The sequence below is a fragment of the Nocardia sp. bgisy118 genome (assembly GCF_057708605.1).
This window is the reverse complement of the sequence record NZ_JBYISM010000008.1, coordinates 108,622-131,497: the sequence shown is the minus strand read 5'-3', so window position 1 is coordinate 131,497 and position 22,876 is coordinate 108,622. Positions and strand designations below refer to the sequence as shown.

The 22,876-nt window shown below is 69.7% G+C and carries 27 protein-coding genes and 1 riboswitch; of the genes, 15 read left to right on the top strand and 12 right to left on the bottom strand.

What is annotated here, in order from left to right; all coding sequences use genetic code 11:
- Positions 1-14: 14 nt before the first annotated feature.
- Together AC3EO7_RS12815 and AC3EO7_RS12810 are read right to left on the bottom strand one after the other, a co-directional pair.
- A complete protein-coding gene (locus tag AC3EO7_RS12815; RefSeq protein ID WP_435591272.1) occupies positions 15-677 on the bottom strand; it encodes a response regulator transcription factor in 663 nt (220 codons plus the stop codon).
- A gap of 31 nt (positions 678-708) precedes the next feature.
- Positions 709-3,030, bottom strand: coding sequence for a sensor histidine kinase (locus AC3EO7_RS12810; protein WP_435591271.1), 2,322 nt, complete (start codon positions 3,028-3,030; stop codon positions 709-711).
- Between the two features lie 169 nt (positions 3,031-3,199).
- Between AC3EO7_RS12810 and AC3EO7_RS12805 the strand changes: the two genes are divergently transcribed.
- Positions 3,200-4,285, top strand: a complete 1,086-nt coding sequence (locus AC3EO7_RS12805) for an ABC transporter ATP-binding protein (protein WP_435591270.1) — start codon at positions 3,200-3,202, stop codon at positions 4,283-4,285.
- Positions 4,282-5,130, top strand: a complete 849-nt coding sequence (locus tag AC3EO7_RS12800; RefSeq protein ID WP_431967275.1) for an ABC transporter permease — start codon at positions 4,282-4,284, stop codon at positions 5,128-5,130. Before AC3EO7_RS12805 ends, AC3EO7_RS12800 begins: the two co-directional genes overlap by 4 nt.
- Before the next feature lie 157 nt (positions 5,131-5,287).
- On the opposite strand, the gene AC3EO7_RS12795 is transcribed toward AC3EO7_RS12800, so the two are convergent.
- Positions 5,288-5,896, bottom strand: coding sequence for a TetR/AcrR family transcriptional regulator (locus AC3EO7_RS12795; RefSeq protein ID WP_435591269.1), 609 nt, complete (start codon positions 5,894-5,896; stop codon positions 5,288-5,290).
- A 101-nt stretch (positions 5,897-5,997) separates the two neighbouring features.
- Here AC3EO7_RS12795 and AC3EO7_RS12790 point away from each other — a divergent pair, with 101 nt between their 5' ends.
- The 4 genes from AC3EO7_RS12790 to AC3EO7_RS12775 all read left to right on the top strand — a co-directional run bounded on the left by AC3EO7_RS12790 (position 5,998) and on the right by AC3EO7_RS12775 (position 8,014).
- On the top strand, positions 5,998-6,645 hold the full coding sequence (locus AC3EO7_RS12790) for an FMN-dependent NADH-azoreductase (RefSeq protein ID WP_435591268.1): 648 nt from the start codon (positions 5,998-6,000) through the stop codon (positions 6,643-6,645).
- Between the two features lies 1 nt (position 6,646).
- The gene (locus AC3EO7_RS12785; RefSeq protein ID WP_431967269.1) at positions 6,647-6,967 is read left to right on the top strand and encodes a DMT family transporter; all 321 of its coding nucleotides are present in this window, start codon (positions 6,647-6,649) and stop codon (positions 6,965-6,967) included.
- A 60-nt stretch (positions 6,968-7,027) separates the two neighbouring features.
- Positions 7,028-7,483 carry an SRPBCC family protein gene (locus tag AC3EO7_RS12780; RefSeq protein WP_431967267.1) on the top strand — a complete coding sequence of 152 codons (456 nt, stop codon included), beginning with the start codon at positions 7,028-7,030 and terminating at the stop codon, positions 7,481-7,483.
- 90 nt (positions 7,484-7,573) lie between these two features.
- The gene (locus AC3EO7_RS12775; protein WP_431967265.1) at positions 7,574-8,014 is read left to right on the top strand and encodes an OsmC family peroxiredoxin; all 441 of its coding nucleotides are present in this window, start codon (positions 7,574-7,576) and stop codon (positions 8,012-8,014) included.
- A gap of 46 nt (positions 8,015-8,060) precedes the next feature.
- Here AC3EO7_RS12775 and AC3EO7_RS12770 read toward each other — a convergent pair whose 3' ends face one another.
- The 4 genes from AC3EO7_RS12770 to mhuD all read right to left on the bottom strand — a co-directional run bounded on the left by AC3EO7_RS12770 (position 8,061) and on the right by mhuD (position 10,200).
- Positions 8,061-8,525 carry a hypothetical protein gene (locus AC3EO7_RS12770; RefSeq protein ID WP_435591267.1) on the bottom strand — a complete coding sequence of 155 codons (465 nt, stop codon included), beginning with the start codon at positions 8,523-8,525 and terminating at the stop codon, positions 8,061-8,063.
- A gap of 35 nt (positions 8,526-8,560) precedes the next feature.
- Positions 8,561-9,394, bottom strand: coding sequence for a CbtA family protein (locus tag AC3EO7_RS12765; RefSeq protein ID WP_431967261.1), 834 nt, complete (start codon positions 9,392-9,394; stop codon positions 8,561-8,563).
- Entirely contained in the window at positions 9,385-9,579 is a 195-nt protein-coding gene (locus AC3EO7_RS12760; RefSeq protein WP_068055493.1) for a CbtB domain-containing protein, read from the bottom strand. The genes AC3EO7_RS12765 and AC3EO7_RS12760 overlap by 10 nt, the downstream gene beginning before the upstream one ends.
- Before the next feature lie 67 nt (positions 9,580-9,646).
- Positions 9,647-9,828, bottom strand: a riboswitch (cobalamin riboswitch).
- Between the two features lie 54 nt (positions 9,829-9,882).
- Positions 9,883-10,200 carry a mycobilin-forming heme oxygenase MhuD gene (gene mhuD, locus AC3EO7_RS12755; RefSeq protein WP_431967259.1) on the bottom strand — a complete coding sequence of 106 codons (318 nt, stop codon included), beginning with the start codon at positions 10,198-10,200 and terminating at the stop codon, positions 9,883-9,885.
- Between the two features lie 71 nt (positions 10,201-10,271).
- On the opposite strand from mhuD, the gene AC3EO7_RS12750 reads away from it, so the two are divergent.
- Entirely contained in the window at positions 10,272-11,015 is a 744-nt protein-coding gene (locus AC3EO7_RS12750; RefSeq protein ID WP_431967257.1) for an alpha/beta fold hydrolase, read from the top strand.
- A gap of 24 nt (positions 11,016-11,039) precedes the next feature.
- On the opposite strand, the gene AC3EO7_RS12745 is transcribed toward AC3EO7_RS12750, so the two are convergent.
- Positions 11,040-11,966, bottom strand: coding sequence for an HhH-GPD family protein (locus AC3EO7_RS12745; protein ID WP_435591266.1), 927 nt, complete (start codon positions 11,964-11,966; stop codon positions 11,040-11,042).
- A gap of 99 nt (positions 11,967-12,065) precedes the next feature.
- Here AC3EO7_RS12745 and AC3EO7_RS12740 point away from each other — a divergent pair, with 99 nt between their 5' ends.
- Both AC3EO7_RS12740 and AC3EO7_RS12735 read left to right on the top strand, forming a co-directional pair.
- Entirely contained in the window at positions 12,066-12,689 is a 624-nt protein-coding gene (locus AC3EO7_RS12740; RefSeq protein ID WP_431967253.1) for a carbonic anhydrase, read from the top strand.
- Between the two features lie 123 nt (positions 12,690-12,812).
- Entirely contained in the window at positions 12,813-13,469 is a 657-nt protein-coding gene (locus tag AC3EO7_RS12735) for a DUF7974 family protein (protein WP_431967251.1), read from the top strand.
- Positions 13,470-13,475: 6 nt separating this feature from the next.
- On the opposite strand, the gene disA is transcribed toward AC3EO7_RS12735, so the two are convergent.
- The 3 genes from disA to AC3EO7_RS12720 all read right to left on the bottom strand — a co-directional run bounded on the left by disA (position 13,476) and on the right by AC3EO7_RS12720 (position 16,852).
- Entirely contained in the window at positions 13,476-14,597 is a 1,122-nt protein-coding gene (gene disA, locus AC3EO7_RS12730; RefSeq protein WP_435591317.1) for a DNA integrity scanning diadenylate cyclase DisA, read from the bottom strand.
- 23 nt (positions 14,598-14,620) lie between these two features.
- Positions 14,621-16,021 carry a DNA repair protein RadA gene (radA, locus tag AC3EO7_RS12725; RefSeq protein ID WP_431967249.1) on the bottom strand — a complete coding sequence of 467 codons (1,401 nt, stop codon included), beginning with the start codon at positions 16,019-16,021 and terminating at the stop codon, positions 14,621-14,623.
- 114 nt (positions 16,022-16,135) lie between these two features.
- On the bottom strand, positions 16,136-16,852 hold the full coding sequence (locus AC3EO7_RS12720) for a copper chaperone PCu(A)C domain-containing protein (protein ID WP_431967247.1): 717 nt from the start codon (positions 16,850-16,852) through the stop codon (positions 16,136-16,138).
- Between the two features lie 367 nt (positions 16,853-17,219).
- Here AC3EO7_RS12720 and carD point away from each other — a divergent pair, with 367 nt between their 5' ends.
- The 6 genes from carD (at position 17,220) to AC3EO7_RS12690 (ending at position 21,778) form a co-directional block, all read left to right on the top strand.
- Positions 17,220-17,708 (top strand): RNA polymerase-binding transcription factor CarD, encoded by a 489-nt coding sequence (gene carD / locus AC3EO7_RS12715; RefSeq protein WP_040686206.1) that lies wholly within the window; start codon positions 17,220-17,222, stop codon positions 17,706-17,708.
- Between the two features lie 2 nt (positions 17,709-17,710).
- Positions 17,711-18,403: a 2-C-methyl-D-erythritol 4-phosphate cytidylyltransferase gene (gene ispD, locus AC3EO7_RS12710; RefSeq protein WP_435591265.1), complete on the top strand. Its 693-nt coding sequence runs from the start codon at positions 17,711-17,713 to the stop codon at positions 18,401-18,403.
- Positions 18,404-18,416: 13 nt separating this feature from the next.
- Entirely contained in the window at positions 18,417-18,884 is a 468-nt protein-coding gene (gene ispF / locus AC3EO7_RS12705) for a 2-C-methyl-D-erythritol 2,4-cyclodiphosphate synthase (protein ID WP_431967438.1), read from the top strand.
- Positions 18,885-18,951: 67 nt separating this feature from the next.
- The gene (gene cysS, locus AC3EO7_RS12700; protein WP_431967242.1) at positions 18,952-20,355 is read left to right on the top strand and encodes a cysteine--tRNA ligase; all 1,404 of its coding nucleotides are present in this window, start codon (positions 18,952-18,954) and stop codon (positions 20,353-20,355) included.
- On the top strand, positions 20,355-21,338 hold the full coding sequence (rlmB, locus tag AC3EO7_RS12695) for a 23S rRNA (guanosine(2251)-2'-O)-methyltransferase RlmB (RefSeq protein ID WP_431967240.1): 984 nt from the start codon (positions 20,355-20,357) through the stop codon (positions 21,336-21,338). The genes cysS and rlmB overlap by 1 nt, the downstream gene beginning before the upstream one ends.
- Before the next feature lie 161 nt (positions 21,339-21,499).
- Positions 21,500-21,778, top strand: a complete 279-nt coding sequence (locus AC3EO7_RS12690; protein WP_431967238.1) for a DUF4190 domain-containing protein — start codon at positions 21,500-21,502, stop codon at positions 21,776-21,778.
- 33 nt (positions 21,779-21,811) lie between these two features.
- Here AC3EO7_RS12690 and AC3EO7_RS12685 read toward each other — a convergent pair whose 3' ends face one another.
- Positions 21,812-22,621, bottom strand: coding sequence for an enoyl-CoA hydratase/isomerase family protein (locus AC3EO7_RS12685; protein ID WP_431967236.1), 810 nt, complete (start codon positions 22,619-22,621; stop codon positions 21,812-21,814).
- Between the last annotated feature and the right edge of the window lie 255 nt (positions 22,622-22,876).

The window sequence follows — 22,876 nt, the reverse complement described above, 5'->3', positions numbered from 1 at the left end:
CGGGCTGGGAGCGGTTACTGCCAGCCCGGGCGGACCAGGCCGGATTCGTAGGCCAGGACGACCAGCTGGGTGCGGTCGCGGGCGTTCAGTTTGGTGAGGATGCGGCTCACGTGAGTGCGGGCCGTTGCGGGGCTCATGAACAGGCGTTCGCCGATTTCGGCGTTGGTGAGGCCCTCGGCGACCAGGGTCATCACCTCGCGCTCGCGGTCGGTGAGTTCGTTCAGCGCGGCGGGCGGCGGTTGTTTGGCGTGCGCGGAGAATTCCGCGATCAGGCGGCGGGTGACGCCAGGGGAGAGCAGGGCGTCGCCAGCGGCCACCACGCGCACGGCTCGCAGCAGATCGGCGGGTTCGGTGTGTTTGACGAGGAAGCCGGTCGCGCCGGAACGCATCGCCTCGAAGACGTATTCGTCCAGCTCGAAGGTGGTCAGCACCACCACGCGGACCTCGGCGAGCTTGGGGTCCTCGGCGATCATCCTGGTCGCGCACAGTCCGTCGAGCACGGGCATGCGGATGTCCATCAGCACCACGTCCGGCCGGATCGCGCGGGTCATGCGCACCGCCTGCTCGCCGTTGTCGGCCTCGCCGACCACCTCGATGTCGTCCTGCGCGTTCAACAGCGCGACGAAGCCGCCGCGCACCAGCGCCTGATCGTCGGCGACCAGCACCCGAATGCTCATCGTGCCTCCCATCGCGGTGCGCGCTCGTTCATCATGTCTCCGCGGTGTCACCGGAAGGCGCTGAGCTGCGCGGACTCTGTTCGGTCGCGCTCGCGTGGCTGGGGGACGCCGGCGCGGAGCCGGTACGGACCTTCCGGTCGTCGGTCGCCGCGTCCGAGTCTCCGTCGTCGGGGGCCGTTCGGTCGTTGGTCGGGGTGTTGGAGTTTCCGGCGGTGGTGCCGTTGCGGGCTGTTCGGTCGTTGGTCGGGGTGTCGGAGTCTGCGGCGGTGGTGCCGTTGCGGGCTGTTCGGTCGTCGGTTGTGGTGTCCAAGTCCGCGTCGGTGGTGCCATTGTGGGCTGTTCGGTCGTTGGTTGCAGTGTTCGTATCTGCGGCGGTGATGCCGTTGCTGGCCTTCGGGTGGTCGGTCGAGGCGCCCGAGTTTCCGTCGGTGGTGCCGTTGCAGGCTGTTCCGTCGTTGGTTGCGGTGTCCGAGCCTGCGGCGGCGCTGTTGCGGGCCTGCGGGTTGTTGGTCGCGGTGTTCGAGTCTGCGACGGTGGTGCTGTTGCGGGCGTTCCGGTCGTCGGTCGCGGGATCCGTGTCTTTGGTGGCAGTGCAGCTGCGGGCCTGCGGGTCGTCGGTCGCGGGGCTCGTGTCTTCGGTGGCGGCGTCGTTCTGCGTTCGCGGCCCGATCGGGGCCTCCGCGTCGTCGGGGACCGGGCGCGCGGAGCCGTTGCGAACATTCGGGTCCGCGGAGTCGGCGACGGACGCGGTGACGTTCTGCGTTGCCGGTTCGGTCGCCTTGCCTGGGGACGAGATATCCGCGCCGCCGGAGGAGGCCGAGGCGGAGCCGTTGCGCTCCTTCTGTTCCGTTGTAGTGTCCGCCGAGACCCCGTTCCTCGCTGTCGCGGTCCCAGTCGCGGTCGTTGTCCCGGTCCCAGTCGCGGTCGTTGTCCCGGTCTCGGTCCCGGTCGTTGACCCGGTCGCCGGAGGCGCGGGTTCGGCGGGCCGGGACGATGGTTCGGCGGGCCGGGGTGCGGGACGCTGCACGGGCTCGGTCTGGCTGGGCAGCCGGGCCGCGACCCGGAATCCGCCGCTGGGCCGCGGGCCCGCGGTGAGCGCGCCGCCGAGGGCGTGTGCCCGCTCGCGCATGCCGATGATGCCGTTGCCGCCGCTCGAACCGGACCGGAGCACGGGCGCGGTGGGACGGGTGTTGTCGATGGTGAGATCCACCGAACCGGCGGCGTAGCGGACGGTGACCGTCGCGCTCGCGCCGGGTGCGTGGCGCACCACGTTGGTCAGGGATTCCTGGATGATCCGGGCCGCGGCCACATCGATCACACTGGGCAGCTTCTGCGGTTCGCCGATCACGCGGGTCTGCACGGTCAGTCCGGCGTCGCGAGCCCGCTGGAGCAGCGTGTCCAGATCTGCGATGCTGGGGGCGGGCGCGCGCGGCGCTTCCTGCTTGCGGGCCGGTGCGGCGTTGCGCGGCAGCCTGCCGGAGTCCGCCGCGTCGGATTCCCGCCGTTCGCCGGCCGCGCCGCGCCGGACACCGCGGCGGCCGCGCGAGGAACGGGCCGCCTCGATCGAATTCGCTTCGGGTTCGGGGTCATCCATCGTCGCACCGGTGCGGATGGTCTCCAGCAGCGTGTGCACCTCGGCGAGAGATTCCTTGCTTGCCGCCTTGATCGCGGCCAGCGCCGTCCGTGCCTGCTGCGGCCTCTTGTCGAACAGTTCCAGCGCCACCGAGGACTGCACGTTGATCAGCGAAAGACTGTGAGCCAGCACGTCGTGCAGTTCCCTGGCGATGGCCAGCCGCTCCTCGGTGGCGCGGCGTTCGCGCCGCAGCTGCTCGTCGCGCCGGGCGGCCTCCACGCGCTGCCTGCGGGCCTCCAGCGCGACCTTGCGCTGGCGCAACCCCTCGGCCGCGCCGACGAGCACGATCAGCCACGCCATGATCCCGAAGATCTGCCAGCCGTTCACCGATTTGCCGAGCAGCGCGGGCAGCGGCCAGACGAAGGCCGCGTAGCCGACGGGCATGAGCGGATATGTCCACCAACGGGATCCGATCGTCGCGGCGGTGAGAAAGGCGATCACCAGCGAAAGGAAGATCGGACCGTATCCGTAGCCGAGGGCCAGGTAGATCCCGCACGCGGCGAGCGTGACAACCAGCACCGGCAACGGCTGAGTGCGCCGGAAGAGCAATGCGATCGGCCCGGCGAGCAGCAGCAGGTAGCCGAGCACATCCAGCGACTGCGTGCCGGTCTGGTGCATATTGGCGCCGCGACTCCCGGCCAACTGGACTACCGCGACGATGAACGCGAGGCCCCAGTCCCATACGACCGAGCCACGATTCGCTATGCCTGGCGCACTCACCCTTGCAGCCTAAGCGGCCGACCGCCGATCGGCGTCCGTCACCGCACGTATTCCCCGCCTACGTCCGGGGCGCGGACGGAGGCGGCGGGTGGATCAGGTCGCGATACGTACGCCGGGCATCGCCGCGCGACGGATGCGTCGCACCAGCTCAGCGCGGGATTCTCGAGGCATGACGAATTCCATCGTGGTCACCTCCGGGCTGACCAAACGCTACGGAGAGCACCTCGCCGTCGACGATGTCGGCATGCGCGTCGCCGCGGGGGAGATCTACGGCTTCCTCGGCCCGAACGGCGCGGGCAAGACCACCACGCTGCGCATGCTGGCCGGGCTCATCCGGCCGAGCGCGGGCGTCGCGACCGTGCTCGGCGGCGCACCGGGCGACCCCGCGGTGCTGCGCCGGATCGGCGCCCTGATCGAGAGCCCCGGTTTCTACCCGTACCTCTCCGGCCGCGACAACCTGCGAGTTCTCGCGAAATATCGCGGGCTCGGCCGCCCTGAGGTGGCGGACGCGCTGGACCGCGTAGGCCTCGCCGATCGCGCCGACGACAAGTTCCGCACCTACTCCCTCGGCATGAAGCAGCGCTTGGGAGTCGGCGCGGCCCTGCTCGGCCGCCCCGATCTGCTGATCCTCGACGAGCCCACCAACGGCCTCGATCCAGCGGGAATGGCCGAAATGCGAGAGCTGATCACGGAATTGGCCGCCGACGGGCACACCGTGCTGCTGTCCAGCCACCTGCTGACCGAGGTGCAGGAAATCTGCGATCGAGTCGGCGTCATCTCCGGCGGCAAGCTCATCGCCGAGTCCACGGTGGCCGAATTATGCGGCGCCGCTTCCCTGTTGCTGCGCGCGGAGCCGATGGAATCGGCGATCGCGGCGGTGCGGGGCGCGCTCGGCGCGGAGGTGGTGCTACGCGTTGCCGATATAGCGCCCCGCGGCGGCGAATCCGCGCGGCGCAGTGACGAACTGCCGCTGCGGAAGGACGAGAGAGCGCTGCGCGGCAGCGAATTGCAGCTGAGCAGGGATGAGGTAGCGCTGCGCGGCGAATCTGCGCTGCGCGAAGGGAGGGTGGCGCTTTCCGATGACGCAGCTGCACTGCTCGGCAGCGCGGGCATCCGCATCGAGGTGGACGCGAGTGCCGCGCCGGTGGTCGCCCGCGCTGTCATCGATGCCGGAGCCGATCTGTTCGAGTTGCGCGTGGACGAGAGGTCCCTGGAGGAAGTGTTCTTCGAGATCACCGAAGGAGCGATGCGATGACCGACCTGGTGGCGAGCGCCCGCGCGGAACTGTTGCGGCTGCGCGGTTGGCCCGCGTTCTGGATCGTGCTGGGGACATGGATTCTGCTGAACCTCACGTTCTCCTACCTGTTCAACTATCTGGCCTACACCTCCGGCGAGCAGAGCGCGATGTCCGACGGGCTTCCGAAAGACGTGCTGCTGCAACAGATGTTGCCCGCGGCGGTGCCCGAGGTGTTCACCCAGGGCATGGCGATGTTCGGCGGCGCGCTCATGCTGATCCTCGGTGCGCTGGCCGTCGGGAGCGGATACGGCTGGGGCACCTGGAAGACCGTGCTCACCCAAGGGCCCTCGCGGTCGGCGGCGGTCGGCGGACTGCTGATCGGCCTGGCGTTGGTGGTCGTCGCGCTGGTGTGCGTGGCGTTCGCGGTGGACACCGGAGTGGCCGCCCTGATCGCGAGCACTGAGTCGCAATCCCTCGCGCTGCCGAGCGCGGCCCGCGTCTTCGACGGACTCCTCACCGGCACAGCCATTCTCGGCATGTGGACACTCGCGGGCGCCCTGATCGGCGCGCTCGCCCGCGGCCCCGCCCTCGCCGTCGGTCTCGGCCTGGTCTGGGTGCTGGTCGTGGAGAACCTCCTGCGCGCGACGTCCGCGATCTTCGCCCCGATCGCCGCGCTGACCGACCGCCTCCCCGGAACCGCCGCGGGCTCCCTCGCCGGGGCCATGCGCACGGTAGGCGGTCCGGCCACCCCCGGCGTCCTGGACACCTTGTCCCGCACCGAATCCCTGACTCTGCTGGCCCTCTACGCTGTCTTCTTCGCGGCGGCCACCCTCACCCTCATCCACCGCCGCGACCTGACCTGATCGGGAAGTCCAGCTTCGCAAAGGGTTTCCGCGCCTCGCAGGCCTTCCACGGTCCGCGAGGCGTGTATTCGATGTGCGACGCGCCGTGCTTGTTCTTCCATCGACAGTCGGCCCACCCAGGTCCGCGCTGCCGAAGCGCGGCGGGGTCTATCGGGGTCTATCGGGGTTTGTTCAGGAGTGCGTGGGCGATGTGGGTCAGGGCTTGGGCGATGGCCGACGGCGTGAGCCCGCGTTCGCGTTGTGCGGTGTAGACCTCGGCGGCGAGCGAGGCCAGCAGGGGGTCGATCAGCGCGTCTGGTTCGTCGATGTTCGCCGCCAGCAGCAGTGCGCGGACGTGGGCGTACCAGAAGCCGTACGCGCCGGTGGTGAAGCGCGCACCGCCCGTTTCGGCGCCGAGCGCCAGGTGGGCGTGATTGTCGAGCAGTTCGACCATCGCCTCGTAGAAAGCGGCCAAGCGCTCGGCGGGGGGTGCGCCGGGCCCGAGCGGCGGGTCGCCGTGCAGCAGGCGCTCCTGGAGGGCGCGCTCGTGCTCGTCCAGTAGGGCGATGGCGATCGAATTCGTGTCGGGGTAGCGGCGGTACAGCGTGCCGCGGCCGACGCCGGCGGCTTTGGCGATGTCGTCCATGGTCACCGTGCGGGGATCGCGCCGGGCGAAGAGCTCCGCGGCGGCGGCGAGGACCTTGGCGCGGTTGCGTGCCGCGTCCGCGCGTTCGCTCGGCGGATGGTCGAGCGGAGCGCCGGTGAGCAGGTCGGATCGGGCATCCATGACAGCGACTCTAGCCGAATCCGGAATAAGTGGACAATCTGTCCGGTTGATTGTTAACGTCGCAACTGGACGATGTGTCCGTTTGATTGAAGGGTTGAATCATGAGCACCTTGTTGCACCTCGACGCGAGCGCCCGGCGGCGCTCGATCAGCCGGGAGCTGAGCGCGGAGTTCGCCGCGGCCTGGCGGGCCGAACACCCGGACGGCGAGTGCCGATACCGGGATCTCGCCGCGCGACCCGTGCCGTTCATCGGCGAGGCGTGGACCGAGCTGTGCGACGCGGTGCTCGCGCGCGGCGGCTTCGACCCTGCCGAGCTCGACGCACTGGTGACGACTCCGGCGCAGGCCGCGGCGCTCGAGGTTCTTCGCCCGCTCTTGGACGAGGTGCTCGCCGCCGACGTGATCCTGATCGGCACCCCGATGTACAACTACTCGATTCCCGCCGCGCTGAAGGCCTGGCTGGACCAGCTCACCTTCCCGCGAATGTCGCTGGGCCACCGTCGATTCGTGGTCGTCTCCGCGCGGGGCGGCAGCTATTCGCCCGGTGCGCCCAAGGCAGCCTTCGACTATCAGGAGCGCTATCTGCGCGACTTCTTCGCGGGCCACTTCGCGGTGACCGACACCGTTTTCGTGCACGCCGAACTGGCCAATTCGCGCCAGGACCCCGCGCTGGCCGACCGTCGCGCCGAACACGACGGCTCCTACGCGAAGGCGCTCGACACCGCGCGATCGCTCGGCGGGATGTACTGAAATGAACTGGCTGACATTGGGTCTCGCGGGTCTGGTCGAGATCGTCTGGTCGCAGAGCATCAAACCGACCGAGAACTTCACCCGGCCGCTGCCCACCCTGGTGTGCTTCGCGCTGGGCAGCCTGGCGGTGTATCTGCTGTCCAGGTCCATGCAGACATTGCCCGTCGGCACCGCCTACGCCGTGTTCACCGGCATCGGCGCGGTGGGCGCGATCGGTCTCGGCATCGTCGTACACCGTGACCCGCTCAGCGCGGGCCGGGTGCTCGCGCTCGCGCTGATCCTCGGCGGCATCGTGCTGGCGAGGGTGACCAATCCCGAGTGACCGCAGCCGGTCACGGGGCAAATGCTGTGGGGGCTGGGGCCGCGCGGGTATGGTCCGGTGATGGTCGACCAGTCAGTTCGCCTCCCGGATCTGTCCACACGGCCCCACGAGCTCACCGTGGAGCGGGTGATGAAGTCATCGCCCGGCCTGCTCTACGCCGCGTGGACGCAGGGGTTCGACATCTGGTTCGCCGCCCCGGATTCGGTGCGGATGAGGCCCGAGGTGAACGAGCCGTTCTTCTTCGAGACCGAATTCGAGGGCAGGCGCAACCCGCACTACGGGCGCTTCTTGCGGCTGGAGCCCGAGCGCCTCGTCGAGCTGACCTGGGTCACCGGCGAAGGCGGCACCGAGGGCGCCGAGACCGTGGTGAGCGTGCAGTTCCTCAAACAACCGCGCGGCATCCGGCTTCGCCTGCGCCACGCCGGGTTTGCGAGCGAGGCGGCCCGAGACCGGCACCGCGAAGCGTGGCCGCAGGTGCTCGAGCAGCTCGACAGCAAGCTCGGCGCGATCGGCTGACGGCTGGCTCGCCGAAGCGGTGCCCGTGGTCTCGGGTGTGCGGGTAGGTTCTAGCGTGCGAAGTTCGGCTCACTTGGTGAAAGGACAATGATGCCAACACGTACCGCCCGCACCGCATGGACCGGTGGTCTCCAGGACGGCTCCGGTCAGGTCGAGCTGGCCAGTTCGGGCGTCGGCAAGTACGACGTCTCGTTCCCGAAGCGTTCCGCGGAGTTCGCCGATGGCACCACCAGCCCCGAGGAACTGATCGCGGCCGCGCACTCCTCCTGCTACGCCATGGCGCTCTCGGCGCAGATCGGCAACGCGGGCGGCACTCCCGAGAGCCTCGACGTGACCGCCGACGTCACCCTCGGCCCCGACCCGGCGGGCGGCTTCCGCATCACCGCGATCAAGCTGACCGTCCGCGGCCGGGTCTCCGGTCTGGACGCCGCCGGATTCCTGGCCGCCGCCGAGGCCGCCAAGGCGGGCTGCCCGGTCTCCAAGGCGCTGGCGGGCGTGGACACCATCAGCCTGGACGCCGCCCTGGCGTGACCGCTTGATTCTCCGCACCTCTCGCGTCGGCGGGAAGTGCGGGGAGTCATGGGGTCGCGCGGCGGGCGAAGTACTCGCGAGCGCCGGGTGCGTACATGGCGGGAATCGCGACGAGCACGGCGAGCACGTGGATCGCGCGCAGGGTTCCGAGGGTGAGCGAGCTCGCGGTGACAGAAAGGTCGAGCCCGTCGGCCGCGAGCGTCGTCAGCGGTTCGACGAGCAGCGAGGCCAGACCGAGGACGCCGAGGCCGAGCGCGAGCGCGAGCCTGGCGATCCGGCCGCCGCGCGTCATCCGCACCACGACCGTGAACACGACGAGGTAGATCGCGCCGCGCACAGCCGATTCGAGGGCGAGGCCCGATACGTCGGCGTCCGGGCGATCGAGCGTCATCGCCGCCCGCGCCAGCGCCTCGGCGACCCCGGCGAGCAGGGCGACGACGAAAGTCGCGGCGGCCAGCGCCACCGGACGCGGTACAGCGCGGGTGGAACGAAAAAGGGCAGTGCCGGTCATGAAACCGACACTGCCCCAGATCTTCTGGACGCGGATCAGCCCGCGGTAGCGACCTCACCCCGTACCGGGGTGCTAGTGCGCTGCGCGAACTCGGTGAGCGCCGCGAATCCGAGACCGAGCGCCGCCCACAGCGTGGCGGAGACGGCCAGCGACGCGACCCGGAACTGCCACAGCAGGCTCGGCGGGAAGTCGGCGGCCACCTCGTCGACACCGGGCAGCAGGACGTAGCCCAGCGTGGTGATCAGCGCGAACGCCGCCGCACCCGCGATCAGCCGGACGGTGTCCAGCTGCCCGCGCAGCAGCTTGTACGCGTACACCGCGGCGCCCACGGCCGCGAGGCCGAGCAGCACCGAGGCCACCCAGAGCAGGGTGCGATCGTTGATGGTCTCCGGATCGCCGACCGCGGGCGGGTTCGCCGGGTACTTGAAGAACGGCACCGCGACGATCGCGGCCCAACCCGCTACTCCGAGTCCGATCGCGAGTTTCGGACCGGACAGGTCGGTGTGGCGCCGCGCGAAATGCGCGACCGAGGCGAAGATCGCGCCGAAGGCGAGACCGCTGAGGCCGAGCGCGAGGAACTGCCCGAACTTTTGTCCGGACCGGCTGACCAGCGGCTCCTCCTCGTCACCGTGGGAGTGGCCCGCGGCGGGTTCTTCGGGAGCGTGGTGCGACTCCTCGGTGGCCGCGTTCGCCTCTTCGATGGCGATGGCGGCGTCGACCTTGGGTTCGCCGACGAAATAGCCCACTGTGGCGGCCAGCAGGCCGGCGATCAGACCGGCGAGCAGGCCGCGCAGCAGCAGGGTTTTGAGGGAATCTGCCGGGGGGACGGCAGCCGACGGAGTCGGCGGGGTGGGTTGATTCAGTGGCACGGAACACCCAGCAAGTGACGTCCGTCGTGCATCAGCTCGTGCATGAACATCCCGCTGCGCGAGATGGCGCCCTGATCGAAGCCGACCAGGTACAGCGTGAGCAGTGCGAGAAGAACGACACCTACCGTGACGAGCACGGTTGCCAGAGATTCGGTTGCCCGGCTCGGTGTATGCGCGATGGCCATTCGAGTCCTCCTAGGGATACGTCCCGACCGGACTTCGCGTCCGGGGGAACGCTTTCGCGTCCCGTGAGATGGGTGGTGCGACGGTGCCGGTGTCTGGCTTTCCGGCACCGCGCCCGCCCCGGCCTGCACGGCTGGGACCGGACTCGATGCGTGGAACACAGTGGCGCGACCGCTCCGGAATCACACCGGAATTACCGCATCACCCTCGCTTGGTCACCTCGAACTGTGACACCATCGTGCGCCCGTCGTCAACACGATCGAAACCTGTTGACCACGGTGTGGGCGAGTCGTTACCCGTTCGGTTCAGGACGCGGGCTTGGCCGCGACGTCGAGGACGACCTCGAATTCGAGCAGCGAAGCGCCGGTGGCGACCGGCTTCTTGTCGCCGCTGCCCGCGTGTGCGGCGCGCGCGGGACCGTCCCGCCACGCGGCGAAGGATTCCTCGGAATCCCACTGGGTCACGACGAAGTAGCGGTTCTCGCCCGCGATCGGGCGCAGCAACTGGAAGCCGAGGAAGCCGGGCGAGTTCTCCACCGCATGCGCGCGGTGCGCGAAGCGCTTCTCCAGCTCGGGTCCTGCGCCTTCGGGGACCTCGATCGCGTTGATCTTCACAACAGCCATGACCTCGACAATACGTCGCCCGTGCGCGGGCGGGCGCGCGCCGGGACGAGCCCGGGGGCACAATCGAGCCGATGTGGTACGACGAAGGCGGAGCAGGCGTCCCGATCCTGCTGCTGCACGGATTGATGGGCAGCGCACGCACCTGGGGCGATCAGCTGGACTGGCTGCGCCGCCACGGGCACGTCTACACCTTCGACGCGGCGGGCCATGGTCGGCCGGCGCCGCAGGAACTGACCACCGAGGCGTTCGTCGCCGATCTCGCCGAAGCCACCGAGGAGATCACCGAGCCGATAGTGGTCATCGGTCATTCGATGGGGGCGCTGCACGGCTGGGTCTTCGCCGCGCAGTATCCGGAGCGGGTGCGCGCGCTGGTGGTCGAGGACATCGCCCCCGATTTCACTGGCCGCACCGCCGCCGACTGGGCCGCCATGATCGAGGCGTGGCCGCAGCCGTTCCCGGACGCCGAGTCGGTGCTCGAGTACTTCGGGCCGGTCGCCGGGCGCTACTTCCTGAACTCCTTCGAGCACGGGCCGGACGGGTACCGGCTGCACGGCTCGGTCGCGACCTTCCGTGACATCTCCGAAGAGTGGGGCACCCGCCATTTCTGGGAGCAGTGGCGGGCGGTGCGCGTCCCGGTGCTGCTCATCGAGGGCGAGCACACCATCACCCCGGCCGGGCAGATGCGAGAGATGGCCGCGACCAATCCGAACGCGGAGTACGTGCTGATCCCGGACGCCGGGCATCTGGTCCACGACGATCAGCCGGAGCGCTACCGCGCCGAGGTGGAGCGCTTTCTCGGCCGGGTTCTGGCCTGATCCGCGCCGCGACCTGCGGCGCCGCTAACTATCTCCCTCACCGGCGAGTGCGAACAGCCCGTCGGCCGTCTGCTCGATCAACCCATCGATCAGCAGCGAATCCAGCGCCCGGTCGCGTTGGCCGGGATCCCGGGTCCAGGCCAGGTCGAGGCGCATCCGTTCCACCGGGCCGCTCGCGGCGCGCAGCACATCGAGCAGGCGGCCGCGCGCCTGGCGGTCGGTGCCCTCGTACTTCTGGGTGCGGCGCACCACCTCCGACACCGGACGGCCTGCGGTCACCCACGCGCAGACGGGCAACGGGCATCGCGCGCAGTCGGGCGTGCGCGCGGTGCACACCGTCGCGCCGAGCTCCATCAGCGCCGCGGAAAACCGTGCGGCGCGGTCGATTTTCGCGGGCAGCAGTGCCTCGGTCTCGGCCAGGTCGCGTGCCGCGGGGTTGCCCGCCTCGGCGCGGCCGTGCACGGCGCGCGCGACCACCCGGCGCACGTTGGTGTCCACCACCGGCACGCGCTGGCCGTAGGCGAAGCAGGCGACCGCCCGCGCGGTGTACGCGCCGATGCCCGGCAGCCCGAGCAGCACGTCCACGTCGGCGGGGACCTCGTCGCCGTGTTCGGCCGCGAGCACCCGCGCGCACTCGTGCAGCCGCAGCGCCCGCCGCGGATAGCCGAGCTTGCCCCATGCGCGCAGCACCTCGGCCTGGGAGGACGCGGCCATCGCCGACGGCACCGGCCAGCGCGCCACCCACTCCAGCCAGATCGGCTCGACCCGCACCACCGGCGTCTGCTGCAGCATGATCTCGCTCATCAAGATCTGCCACGCGGTGACGCCGGGGCGTCGCCACGGCAGGTCGCGGGCGGTCTCGGTGTACCAGTCCAACAGCGCGTCGGGGTCGATGCCGCGATCGCCGGGTTGTTGCCGGGCCGGGGTGGCCCGACCAGTGCCGCTACACATTGCCCTCACCGTCTCCGCCGCTCGGCGGACAGTCCATATTTGCCGACCCGTAACGAAACCGACTCGCTGGTAGCGAACGCGTTGTGCACAATGGTCGGTATGTCTGATTCAAACCCGATCAGCGCCTGGAAGTCCCTCCGCGAGGGCAACGAGCGTTTCGTCAACGGCACGCTGTTGCATCCTAGTCAGGGGGCTGCCGACCGGGCGAAGCTCGTCGGCGGTCAGCATCCTTCCGCCATCGTGTTCGGTTGCGGCGACTCGCGCGTGGCGGCGGAGTTGATCTTCGACCAAGGGCTCGGCGACATGTTCGTCGTGCGCACCGCGGGCCACGTGGTGGACAGTTCGGTGCTCGGCTCGATCGAGTACGGCGTGCAGGTCCTGAACGTGCCGCTGATCGTGGTCCTCGGACACGACAGCTGCGGCGCGGTGAAAGCGACCATCGACGCGCTCGACGGGGGCGAGGTGCCAGGCGGATTCATCCGCAGCGTCGTCGAGAAGGTGTCGCCCTCCATCCTGATCGGCCGCCGCGAGGGCCTCTCCAGCGTGGACGAGATGGAGGCCAGGCACGTCGTGGAGACCAGCAGGCTGCTGATGCAGCGGTCGATGATCATTTCCCAGCGGGTCGCGACCGGCGAGCTGGCCATCGCCTGTGTGACTTACAAACTGGCCGAAGGTCAGGTCCAGTTGCAGCGTGTCGTCGGCAACATCGGCGAGGTCGTCTGAACCGGTTCCGTGCGGAGTTTCCCCAGCGTGCCGGGTGTCATACACCCGGCACCGTGGCGTCGTCCCATCCGACACGCCGTGGTCCTGAGACACCGCGCCCGGTGCTGCCCGTAAGTTTGAATCGTGCTGGAACCGACTGGACCGCTGCCTCCGGAGATCTACTGGCGTCGTCGCGTTTTCGCCATCGGGATCCTGGTCGTGGCGCTCGCGCTGGTGATTTGGCTGGCGGTGATGGCCGTCCGCGGTGGCGGCTCGCCCGGTGACGCCAAACCGGTCGCGTCGAGTTCGACCTCGTCGGTGAAGAAGTCGGGCGATGCGGCCAAGTCCCCGGCCGACGCGCCGAAGTCTTCGGGAAGTCCGGTGCCGAGCGCGGTTCCGGCGGCGGCGGGGCAGTGCCCCGATCAATCGCTCGCGGTGAAGGTGACCGTCGAGCAGCCCACCTATAAGGCGGGTGAGCAGCCGGTGTTCGGCATCGTGATCACCAACATCTCCTCGGTGACCTGCTCGCGCGATGTCGGCTCCGGGCTGCAGCAGATCTCGGTGTACACCCTCGACGGCAGCCGCAGGCTGTGGTCGAGCACGGACTGCTACCCGGACGGTCAGCCCGACGTGCGCAACATGAATCGCGGTGAACAGGCCGCGTTCCAGGTCACCTGGTCCGGCTCCACCTCGCAACCGAATTGCGCGGGCGAGCGTGTTCCGGTCCCGCCAGGGGCGTATTCGGTTGTCGCGCAATTAGGTTCGGTGCGCAGCGCGGCCGAGCCGTTCAACATCGCCTGAGCGGCTTCACCGGTTCCGGTCGAACGAATTGTCCACGCCCGCTTCGGCGAGGCGGGTCAGTCCCTCGCGAATCTGCCGCGCCCTCGGCACCCCGATCCCGTCGACGGACTGTAGATCGCTCGCGGTGGCCACGAGCAGCCCCTGCAACGAGCCGAACGAGTCGACCAGCGATTCGATGTGGGTGAAGCGCAGCCGGGGGATCCGGGTGAGCACCCGGTAGCCGCGCGGACGCATCGGCAGGTCGAGCGCCTCGATGGTGTTCGGATGGCCGAACGGCGCGGCCAGATTGGTGAGGTCGAGCAGTTCGGCGTCGGTGAGCAGGTCGAGGCCCGCCAGCGCGCGATCCACCGTGGCCGGGGCGGGCTCGTCCGCCAGGTAATCGCGGATGAGCAACTCGCGCAGCCACGCGCTGTCGCCGACCAGATCCTCCAATTGCAGCGCGAGCTGGCGACCGTCCGCCCCGAGTTCCAGCACGCTCTGCTCGATCTCCTTGGCCAGGCGGCGCACCAGTTCCAGGCGCTGGGCCGCGGACAACGCGTCGCGCAGGGTGACGACGTTCTCGATCTCGCTCTCGGAGAGTTGCTCGCACACCTGATCCAGGCGGGCCTTGTAGCGCTCCAGCGTGCCGAGCGCCTGGTTCGCCCTGCCCAGGATGGTGGCCGAGGGCTCGACCAGATGGCGCACGTCGTCGACGTACAGCGTCACCGTGCGCATCGACTTGCTCACCGCGATCACCGGGTAGCCGGTCTGGGCGGCCGTCCGTTCCGCGGCTCGATGCCGGGTGCCGGATTCCGCGCTCGGCAGGTTCGGATCGGGCACCAGGTGCACGTTGGCGCGCAGGATGCGGGCGCCGTCGGTGGAGAGCACCACCGCGCCGTCCATCTTCGACAGCTCGCGCAACCTGGTCGGCGCGAATTCGACGTCCAGCTCGAAGCCGCCGTCGCAGAGGCGCTCGACGTCGTCGTCGTGGCCGAGCACGATCAGGCCGCCGGTGCGGCCGCGCTGAATGCGTTCCAGTCCGTCCCGCAGCGGCGTGCCCGACGCGAGCCTGGTGACGATCTCGGCGAGCCGGTTCCTGGTGACCGGGACCTGAGGACGGGGCGCGACGGGGGCCGGCTTGCCGAGCAGATACGCGGCCCACCGCCCCGGAATCACTCGGCCGCCTCGGTCCGTGCCGCCCGCCGCGCCCGCAGACCGCTGATCCGCAACGCCGAGCCGACGTCGGTCACCTCGTGAATCTTCATGCCCCCGCCCTTCACTCGATCCAGCCCCGGCGGCACCAGCGCGGTGGTGAACCCGAGTCGCTGAGCCTCGGCAAGCCTACGTGCCAGGCCGGTCACTTTGCGTACCTCTCCCGCGAGGCCGACCTCGCCGAGTATCACCCAGCCCGGCGGCAGCGCGGTGTCGGATTCGGCGCTGGCGATGGCCAGCGCGATGGCCAGGTCGGCGGCGGGTTCGACGAGCCGCATCCCGCCGACTGTCGCCGCGTAGACGTCGTGCTTGCCGAGGAAGACCCGGCCGCGGCTCTGCAACACCGCGAGCACCATGGCGACTCGGTTGTAGTCGAGCCCGCTGACCGCGCGGCGCGGCGCCGGAATCTCGGTCTTCACCGTCAAGCCCTGTACCTCGCCGACCAGCGGCCGTTTGCCATCCATCGCGACGGTGACCGCGGTGCCGGGCACCGAATCGGTGCGGTGGTGCAGGAACAGCCCCGACGGGTCGTCGACGCCCGCGATGCCGTCCTCGTGCAACTCGAAGCAGCCCACCTCGTCGGCGCTGCCGAAGCGGTTCTTGATGCCGCGCACCATGCGCAGCGTGGAGTTCCTGTCGCCCTCGAACTGCAAGACCACGTCCACCAGGTGTTCGAGGGTGCGCGGGCCCGCCACGTTGCCGTCCTTGGTCACGTGCCCCACCAGCAGCACGGCGATTCCGCTCGCCTTGGCCAGCGAGGTGAGCGCCGCCGTCACCGCGCGCACCTGGGTGACGCCGCCGATGACCCCGTCCACGTCCGGCGCGAGCATGGTCTGCACGGAGTCGACCACCAGCAGCGTCGGCCGCACCTGCTCGACGTGTCCGAGCACGATCGACAGATCCGACTCAGCGGCCAGGTACACCCGTTCGTGCACCGCGCTGGTGCGGTCCGCGCGCAGCCGGACCTGCCCTGCGGACTCCTCGGCCGTCACGTACAGCGACTTCTCGTCGCGCTGCTTCGCCCACCGGTGCGCGACCTCGAGCAGCAGCGTCGACTTGCCGACACCGGGTTCGCCGGAAAGCAGCACCACCGAGCCCGCGACCACCCCGCCGCCGAGCACCCGGTCCAGCTCGCCGACACCGGTCGGCCTCGCCTTGGTGACCTTCGAATCGATTGTGGAGATCGGGGCCGCCGCGGTGCTCGGCAGCATGGCGCGCCTCCCCGGCGCAGCGGCCGACGCGGCCGAGACGGCCACCTCGTCCACCGTGCCCCACGCCCCGCAGTCCGGGCACTTGCCCACCCACTTCGCCACCTCGTGCGAGCAGGCGGAGCACCGGAAGATCGGCTTTATCTTTGCCACAGGCGCACCTTACGTACCGGGCCCGACAGATCCCCGCCGGACGTGGCGGGTATGGAAAAGGCTGCCGCACCGGGTGCGACAGCCTTCGTTCTCGGTCCGCGTCGGACGGACGGCTCAGTGGCCGCCGCCGTGGGCGCCGCCTTCGGCCGGGCCCGACTTGTCGGACTCGTGGCGCTCGGCCTCGGTGCCCGCGTCGACCGGCACCTGGACCTGGACGGTGCCGTTCTCCTTGAAGTTGAACGAGACGGTGTAGGTCAGGCCGGGGGTGATGTCCTTGGTCAGACCGGTGATCTCGATGGTGGCGGGCTTGGCCTCGGGATCGGCGGTCTTCTGTCCGGTCGGCTGCGCGCCGTGGCTGTCCGAACCGTGGGTGTCGGTGCCGTGGGTGTCGGTGCCGTGCGAGTCGGTCGCGCTCTTGTCGCTGTGCTGGGCGGACGCCGCGACGACGGTCTGCTGCGGCTCCAGCTTCACCGCGGACTGACCCGACGGCGGGGTGATCTTCACCGGGCCGAGGTCGGTGGTGACGCTGGTGAGCTCGTCGGTGACGGTCTCGCTGTTGTTCACGATGGACAGCGCGATGAGCGCCTTGCCGCCCTTGACGTTGGTGTAGCCCTCGGACGGGTACACGATGTGCACGTTCCGCAGCGAGATGTCCTCGACCTCGGCGTTGTTGCCGTTGACCGCCGGGGCCTGGTTCGCGGTCTGGGAGACCTGACCCGCGCCGCAGCCGGAAAGGGCGAGCGCCGCGCCCGCGGCGAGTGCGGCGACAGTCACCATGAGACGGGGCTTCCGCGCCACCGACGAGGCGGTCACAGCTTTCAGGGCAGTCACGGGTTGTCCTCCATGTCGACCGGGATCACTCCGCTACGGAGAGTAGTAACTAGGCAGCGTAGTAGTCGACCCAGGGGACCCATCGGTCGGGCCGGGATCTCGGCCCGGCGACACCGCCGACGGTCGGCATCCGTTGCATAACGGTTCGGTGGCCCGGCGGTGCGGTTGCGGGCCGAGTGCGGAGGCGCCTGGCGGGACACGGGCAAGGTGGCGCCGGTGGATAACTCGTTCTGGCACAACGTAATGCACAACGACCGGGTTCTGTCAACCCCCTCGGTCCGCTCGTTGTGGCCCTGACCTGCACAGTTGATCGCGCCGTTATCGAGTCGCATGTTAAACTGTGAACATCGAAAGGGGCACGGGACACATGATTTTTAAGGTCGGAGACACCGTCGTTTACCCCCACCACGGAGCGGCGCTGATCGAAGCAATCGAGACTCGCACCATCAAGGGTGTGCAAAAAGAGTATCTGGTCCTGAAGGTCGCCCAAGGCGATCTGACTGTTCGCGTACCCGCGGAAAACGCCGAATATGTCGGCGTGCGCGATGTCGTGGGCCAGGAGGGTCTCGACCGGGTCTTTCAGGTGCTGCGCGCGCCGCACACCGAGGAGCCGACCAACTGGTCTCGCCGCTACAAGGCCAACCTGGAGAAGCTCGCCTCCGGCGATGTGAACAAGGTGGCCGAGGTCGTCCGCGACCTGTGGCGTCGGGAGCAGGATCGTGGGCTGTCCGCCGGCGAGAAGCGCATGCTGGCGAAGGCCCGCCAAATCTTGGTCGGTGAACTCGCGCTTGCCGAGGGTACCGATGACGGCAAGGCCGAGACGCTGCTCGACGAGGTTCTCGCAGCGGCTTCCTGACCGTGAACAACTCTGACAGCGACAGTCCTGTCGTTGCCTTGGTTCCTGCCGCCGGCCGCGGCGTTCGTTTGGGCGAGAACATGCCCAAGGCGTTCGTCGCAGTCGGCGGTACACCCATGGTCCGGCTGGCCGTGGACGGCCTGCTGGCCTCCGGGGCGGTAGACCGGATCATCGTGATCGTCCCCGCCGAACTGGCCGAGAGCGCAGTCGCCCTGCTGCCGCCCTCGGACGCGGTGCGCGTGGTCGTCGGCGGCGCCGAGCGCACCGATTCGGTGCGCGCCGGTCTCGCCGCCGCGCCGGACGCGGGATATTTCCTGGTGCACGACGCCGCCCGCGCGCTCACCCCGCCCGAGTTGATCGCCCGGGTCGCGGCCGAGTTGCGGGCGGGTCATCGAGCGGTGGTGCCCGGCCTTCCAGTCGTCGACACCGTCAAGTCCGTCGACCCGGACGGCGTGGTGACCGGCACCCCCGATCGCGCCGCGCTGCGGGCGATCCAGACCCCGCAGGGCTTCGCCGCCGAGCTCCTGCACGCCGCCTACGAGACGAACGTGCTCGCGACCGACGACGCCGGACTCGTCGAGCGGCTCGGTGCCGAGGTGCGCACCATTCCCGGCGACCCGATGGCCTTCAAGATCACCACCCCGCTGGACCTCATGCTCGCCGAGACGGTGTGCAACGCGGCGCGCAGCGTATGAGAACGTCGTGACCATGCGAGTTGGTATCGGCAGCGACGTGCACCCCCTCGAACCCGGTCGTCCGTGCTGGATGGCGGGTCTGCTGTTCGACGGCGCCGACGGCTGCGCGGGCCACTCCGACGGCGACGTCGCCGCGCACGCGCTCTGTGACGCATTGCTCTCCGCGGCCGGGCTGGGTGATGTGGGCGCGGTGTTCGGTACGGGCCGCCCCGAGTGGGAGGGCGTCTCCGGCGCGACGATGCTGACCGAGGTACGCAGGCTGCTCGACGAGGCAGGATTCGACATCGTCAACGCTGCGGTGCAGGTCATCGGCAATAAACCGAAGATCGGGCCGCGTCGCGCCGAGGCGCAGCGGGTGCTGGGCGAACTGCTCGGCGCCCCGGTCTCGGTGTCGGGAACCACCACCGACGGGCTCGGTCTGACCGGACGCGGGGAGGGTGTCGCCTCGATCGCCACCGCGTTGCTACAAGCCCGCATATAGCACCACAGCGGGGTTTGGTCGAGCCGGGGGACGAACGCCCTGCTACGACCGGCTAAGATCGGCTGCCGTGACACTGCGCCTTTTTGACACCGAACGCCGAACCATGCGCGATTTCGCGCCGCTGGTTCCCGGCCGTGCTTCGGTGTACCTCTGTGGCGCCACCGTGCAGGGGGAACCTCATATCGGTCACGTGCGCAGCGGCGTCGCGTTCGACGTGCTGCGCCGCTGGCTGCTGGCCCACGACTACGACGTGTACTTCATCCGCAACGTCACCGATATCGACGACAAGATTCTGAACAAGGCCGCCGAGGCGGGCCGTCCGTGGTGGGAGTGGGCGGCGACCTACGAGCGCGCCTTCGACCGGGCCTACCAGATGCTCGGCGTGCAGCCGCCGTCCGCGGAGCCGCGGGCCACCGGCCACATCACCCAGATGGTCGATCTGATGCAGCGGCTCATCGACCGCGGGCACTCCTACGCCTCCGAGGGCAACGTCTACTTCGACGTGCAGAGCTACCCGGACTACGGCAAGCTGTCCGGCCACCGGCTCGACGACGTGCACCAGGGCGAGAGCGCGGGCGCGGGCAAGCGCGACCCGCGCGATTTCACGCTGTGGAAGGCGGCCAAGCCCGGCGAGCCGAGCTGGCCCTCGCCGTGGGGCCCCGGCCGCCCCGGCTGGCACCTGGAGTGCTCGGCCATGGCCGAGTTCTACCTCGGTCCGGAATTCGATATCCATTGCGGCGGTATGGATCTGGTGTTCCCGCACCACGAGAACGAGATCGCCCAGTCCAAGGCCGCGGGCGACGGATTCGCGCAGTACTGGCTGCACAACGGCTGGGTGACCATGGGCGGCGAGAAGATGTCCAAGTCGCTCGGCAATGTGCTTTCCGTGCCGAACGTGCTGAAAAAGGTTCGCCCCGTTGAACTTCGGTTCTACCTCGGCAGCGCGCACTACGGGTCGATGCTGGAGTACTCGGACAAGGCGCTGTACGACGCCGCGGCCTCCTACCAGCGCATCGAGGCGTTCATCCACCGGGTCACCGAGCGGGTCGGCGAGATCCCGGTCGGCAAGTGGACCGACGCGTTCGCCGAGGCGATGGACGACAACCTGGCCGTGCCGCGCGCGCTTGCCGAGGTGCATCACGTGGTGCACGAGGGCAACAAGGCGCTCGAGGTGGGTGCGGTCGACACCGCGCGGGAGCTGGCCGGGCAGGTGCGGGCCATGCTGAACATCCTCGGGGTGTGCCCGTTCGACCCGCAGTGGTACAGCCCGGAAGACAACTCGGCGGCGCAGGAGGCGCTCGACGTGCTGGTCGGCGCCGAGCTCGACCGTCGTCAACAGGCCCGCGCCGACAAGGATTGGGCCACCGCCGACGCCGTGCGCGACCGCCTCGTCGCCGCGGGCATCGAGGTGACCGACACCGCCGAGGGACCCCAGTGGTCACTGGGCAGCGGGCGCGGAAAGGCGAACTGATGGCAGGGAATTCGCAGCGCCGCGGCGCGGTGCGCAAGACAGGAAGCAAGAAGGGCGCGGTCGTCGGTTCCGGCGGCAAGCGCAGGCGCGGGCTCGAGGGGCGCGGCGCCACACCGCCCGCCGAGGCGCGGACCAAGCATCCCGCGGCCAAACGCGCCAAGGCCCAGGCCAAGGCGGCGGCTCAGGGACGCCCGACCGGTCGCGCGGGTGCGGCGGGCCGCCCCGCGGGTCGCAAGACCGAGGACGGTCCCGAGTTGGTGCTCGGCCGCAACCCGGTGGTCGAATGTCTGCGCGCGGGCGTCCCGGCGACGGCGCTGTTCGTCGCGGTCGGCACCGAGAACGACGAGCGGCTGACCGAGAGCGTGCAGACCGCCGCCAACGCGGGCATCTCCATCCTCGAGGTGCCGCGCACCGATCTGGACCGGATGAGCAACAGCGGCATGCACCAGGGTGTTGCCCTGCAGGTGCCGCCGTACCGCTACGCCCACCCGGACGATCTGGTGGACCGGGTGCGCGGCTCGGCCGAGCCCGCATTGCTCGTCGCGCTGGACAACATCTCCGATCCGCGCAATCTCGGCGCGGTGATCCGCTCCGTCGCGGCGTTCGGCGGCCAGGGCGTGCTCATCCCGCAGCGGCGCAGCGCCAGCGTCACCGCCGTCGCGTGGCGCACCAGTGCGGGCGCCGCGGCCAGGCTCCCGGTCGCGCGGGCCACGAATCTGACTCGCACGCTGAAGGATTGGGCCAACCAGGGCTTCCAGGTGGTCGGCCTGGACATGGGCGGCGACACCACGCTCGACGAGTTCGACGGCACCGCGCCGACGGTGATCGTGGTCGGCTCCGAGGGCAAGGGGCTTTCGCGCCTGGTCAGGGAGAACTGCGACAGCATCCTGAGCATCCCGATGGCGGGAGCAGTCGAGTCGCTGAACGCGTCGGTGGCGGCAGGCGTCGTGCTCGCCGAGATCGCTCGTCAGCGCCGCGCTTGACGATTCGCGCGCGGGGCCGAAAGCCCGTACGCGACAAATGATTCGAGGAGGAGGGGCCACCGCGCCGGATGGCCCACTTCCAGGCCGCGGCGAAACGCCCCGTGCCTTGCGCGATCCGCAAAATACGCGGAGATCCCTGGGAGCCCCGTAGAATTCGGCGAGTGGTGATACCCAACCAGCCCATCGGTTCGCCGGTCGAGCATCCGAATGCCACGGCCGTGTTGTTTCTCGGCGCGGCAAGTATCCTGTGCTGCGGGGCGCTCGGCCCGGTGGCGTGGGCGTTGGGCAAGCGAGCCCTCGACCAGATCGAGCAGTCCGGCGGCGCGATCGGCGGCCGCGCCCAGGTGTTGGTCGGCTACATCCTCGGCGTCGTCGGCACCGTGCTGATGGTCCTGATGGCGATCGCGTTCCTACTGATCACGCTGGGCGGCAACGCTTAGCGACTGCCGGATGTAGTCCGTCACGGCCCCAGCTCAGTCGAGGATCGGCCGCTCGGCGTCGGCGCTGCTGTCCCAGGTGGGCCATTCGGAACTGATGCTCCCGGTCCAGTTGGGCTGCCTTCGGTCGCGGAACGCGGCCATCGCCTCTCCGCCGTCGACGCTCTTGCCGACGTGGGCGTTGAGTTCCGACTCGAGCTGACCGACCATGGCGGGGCTCATCCCGAGGCCCTCCCAGAGCAGGCGCTTGGACAACGCCACGGGCAGCGGCGCCGAACCGTTGACCAGATCGTGCGCCACCGACAGCGCGGTATCCAGCACCTCGCTGCCCGCGAGGCACGCGTTGGCCAGGCCCATCGCCTTGGCCTCGTCACCGTCGAAGGTGCGGCCCGTCAGCATGATGTCGGCGGCATTGGCCATGCCGACCAGCCTGGGCAGGGTCCAGTGCGCGTAGCCGTCGGCGAGCACACCGCGGCGCACCTGGTTCAGCCCGTATACCGCGTCGCGCGCCATGTACCGCAGATCGCATTGCAGCGCCAGTGCCAGCCCGATGCCGACCGCGTGCCCGTTGACCGCGGCGATCACGGGCTTGCGCACCCGCCACGGCGCAGGCTCGATGGTGGCGCTGACCTCGCCCACCCGATTCGATAGATCCGCGCCCGCGCAGAACGCGGGCGGCGTCCCGGTGATCACGACCGCTCGGATCGCATCCTCGCTGTCGCAGCGTTGCAACGCCGCACCGAGCTCAGCGGCCATGGCCGGAGTGAAGGCATTCTGCTGGGCGGGCCGGTTGAGCGTGAGGACGGCGATGCCCGAAGAGACATCGACGAGCAATTCCGAACTCATGCCACAGGATGGTAACGGGTGTGTTGTCGGCGCGCTGGCACTGTGCTGTTGGCGCGCTGGCGCGCGCGGGTTCGCGGCCCCTTGTGTCTCGCGTCCCAGCAGCCGAGATTCGCGCCTGCGGCGCACGCATCTCGGCCGCTGGGAAGCGAGACGGCCGCGAACGGGCTCGTCGGGCTCGCCCTCGGGGTGGTTGGGAGTGCGGGGATGGAGCGTTCGTCCCCGGGTTCGGCGGCCCGGCTGGTGAGCGCGCTTGCC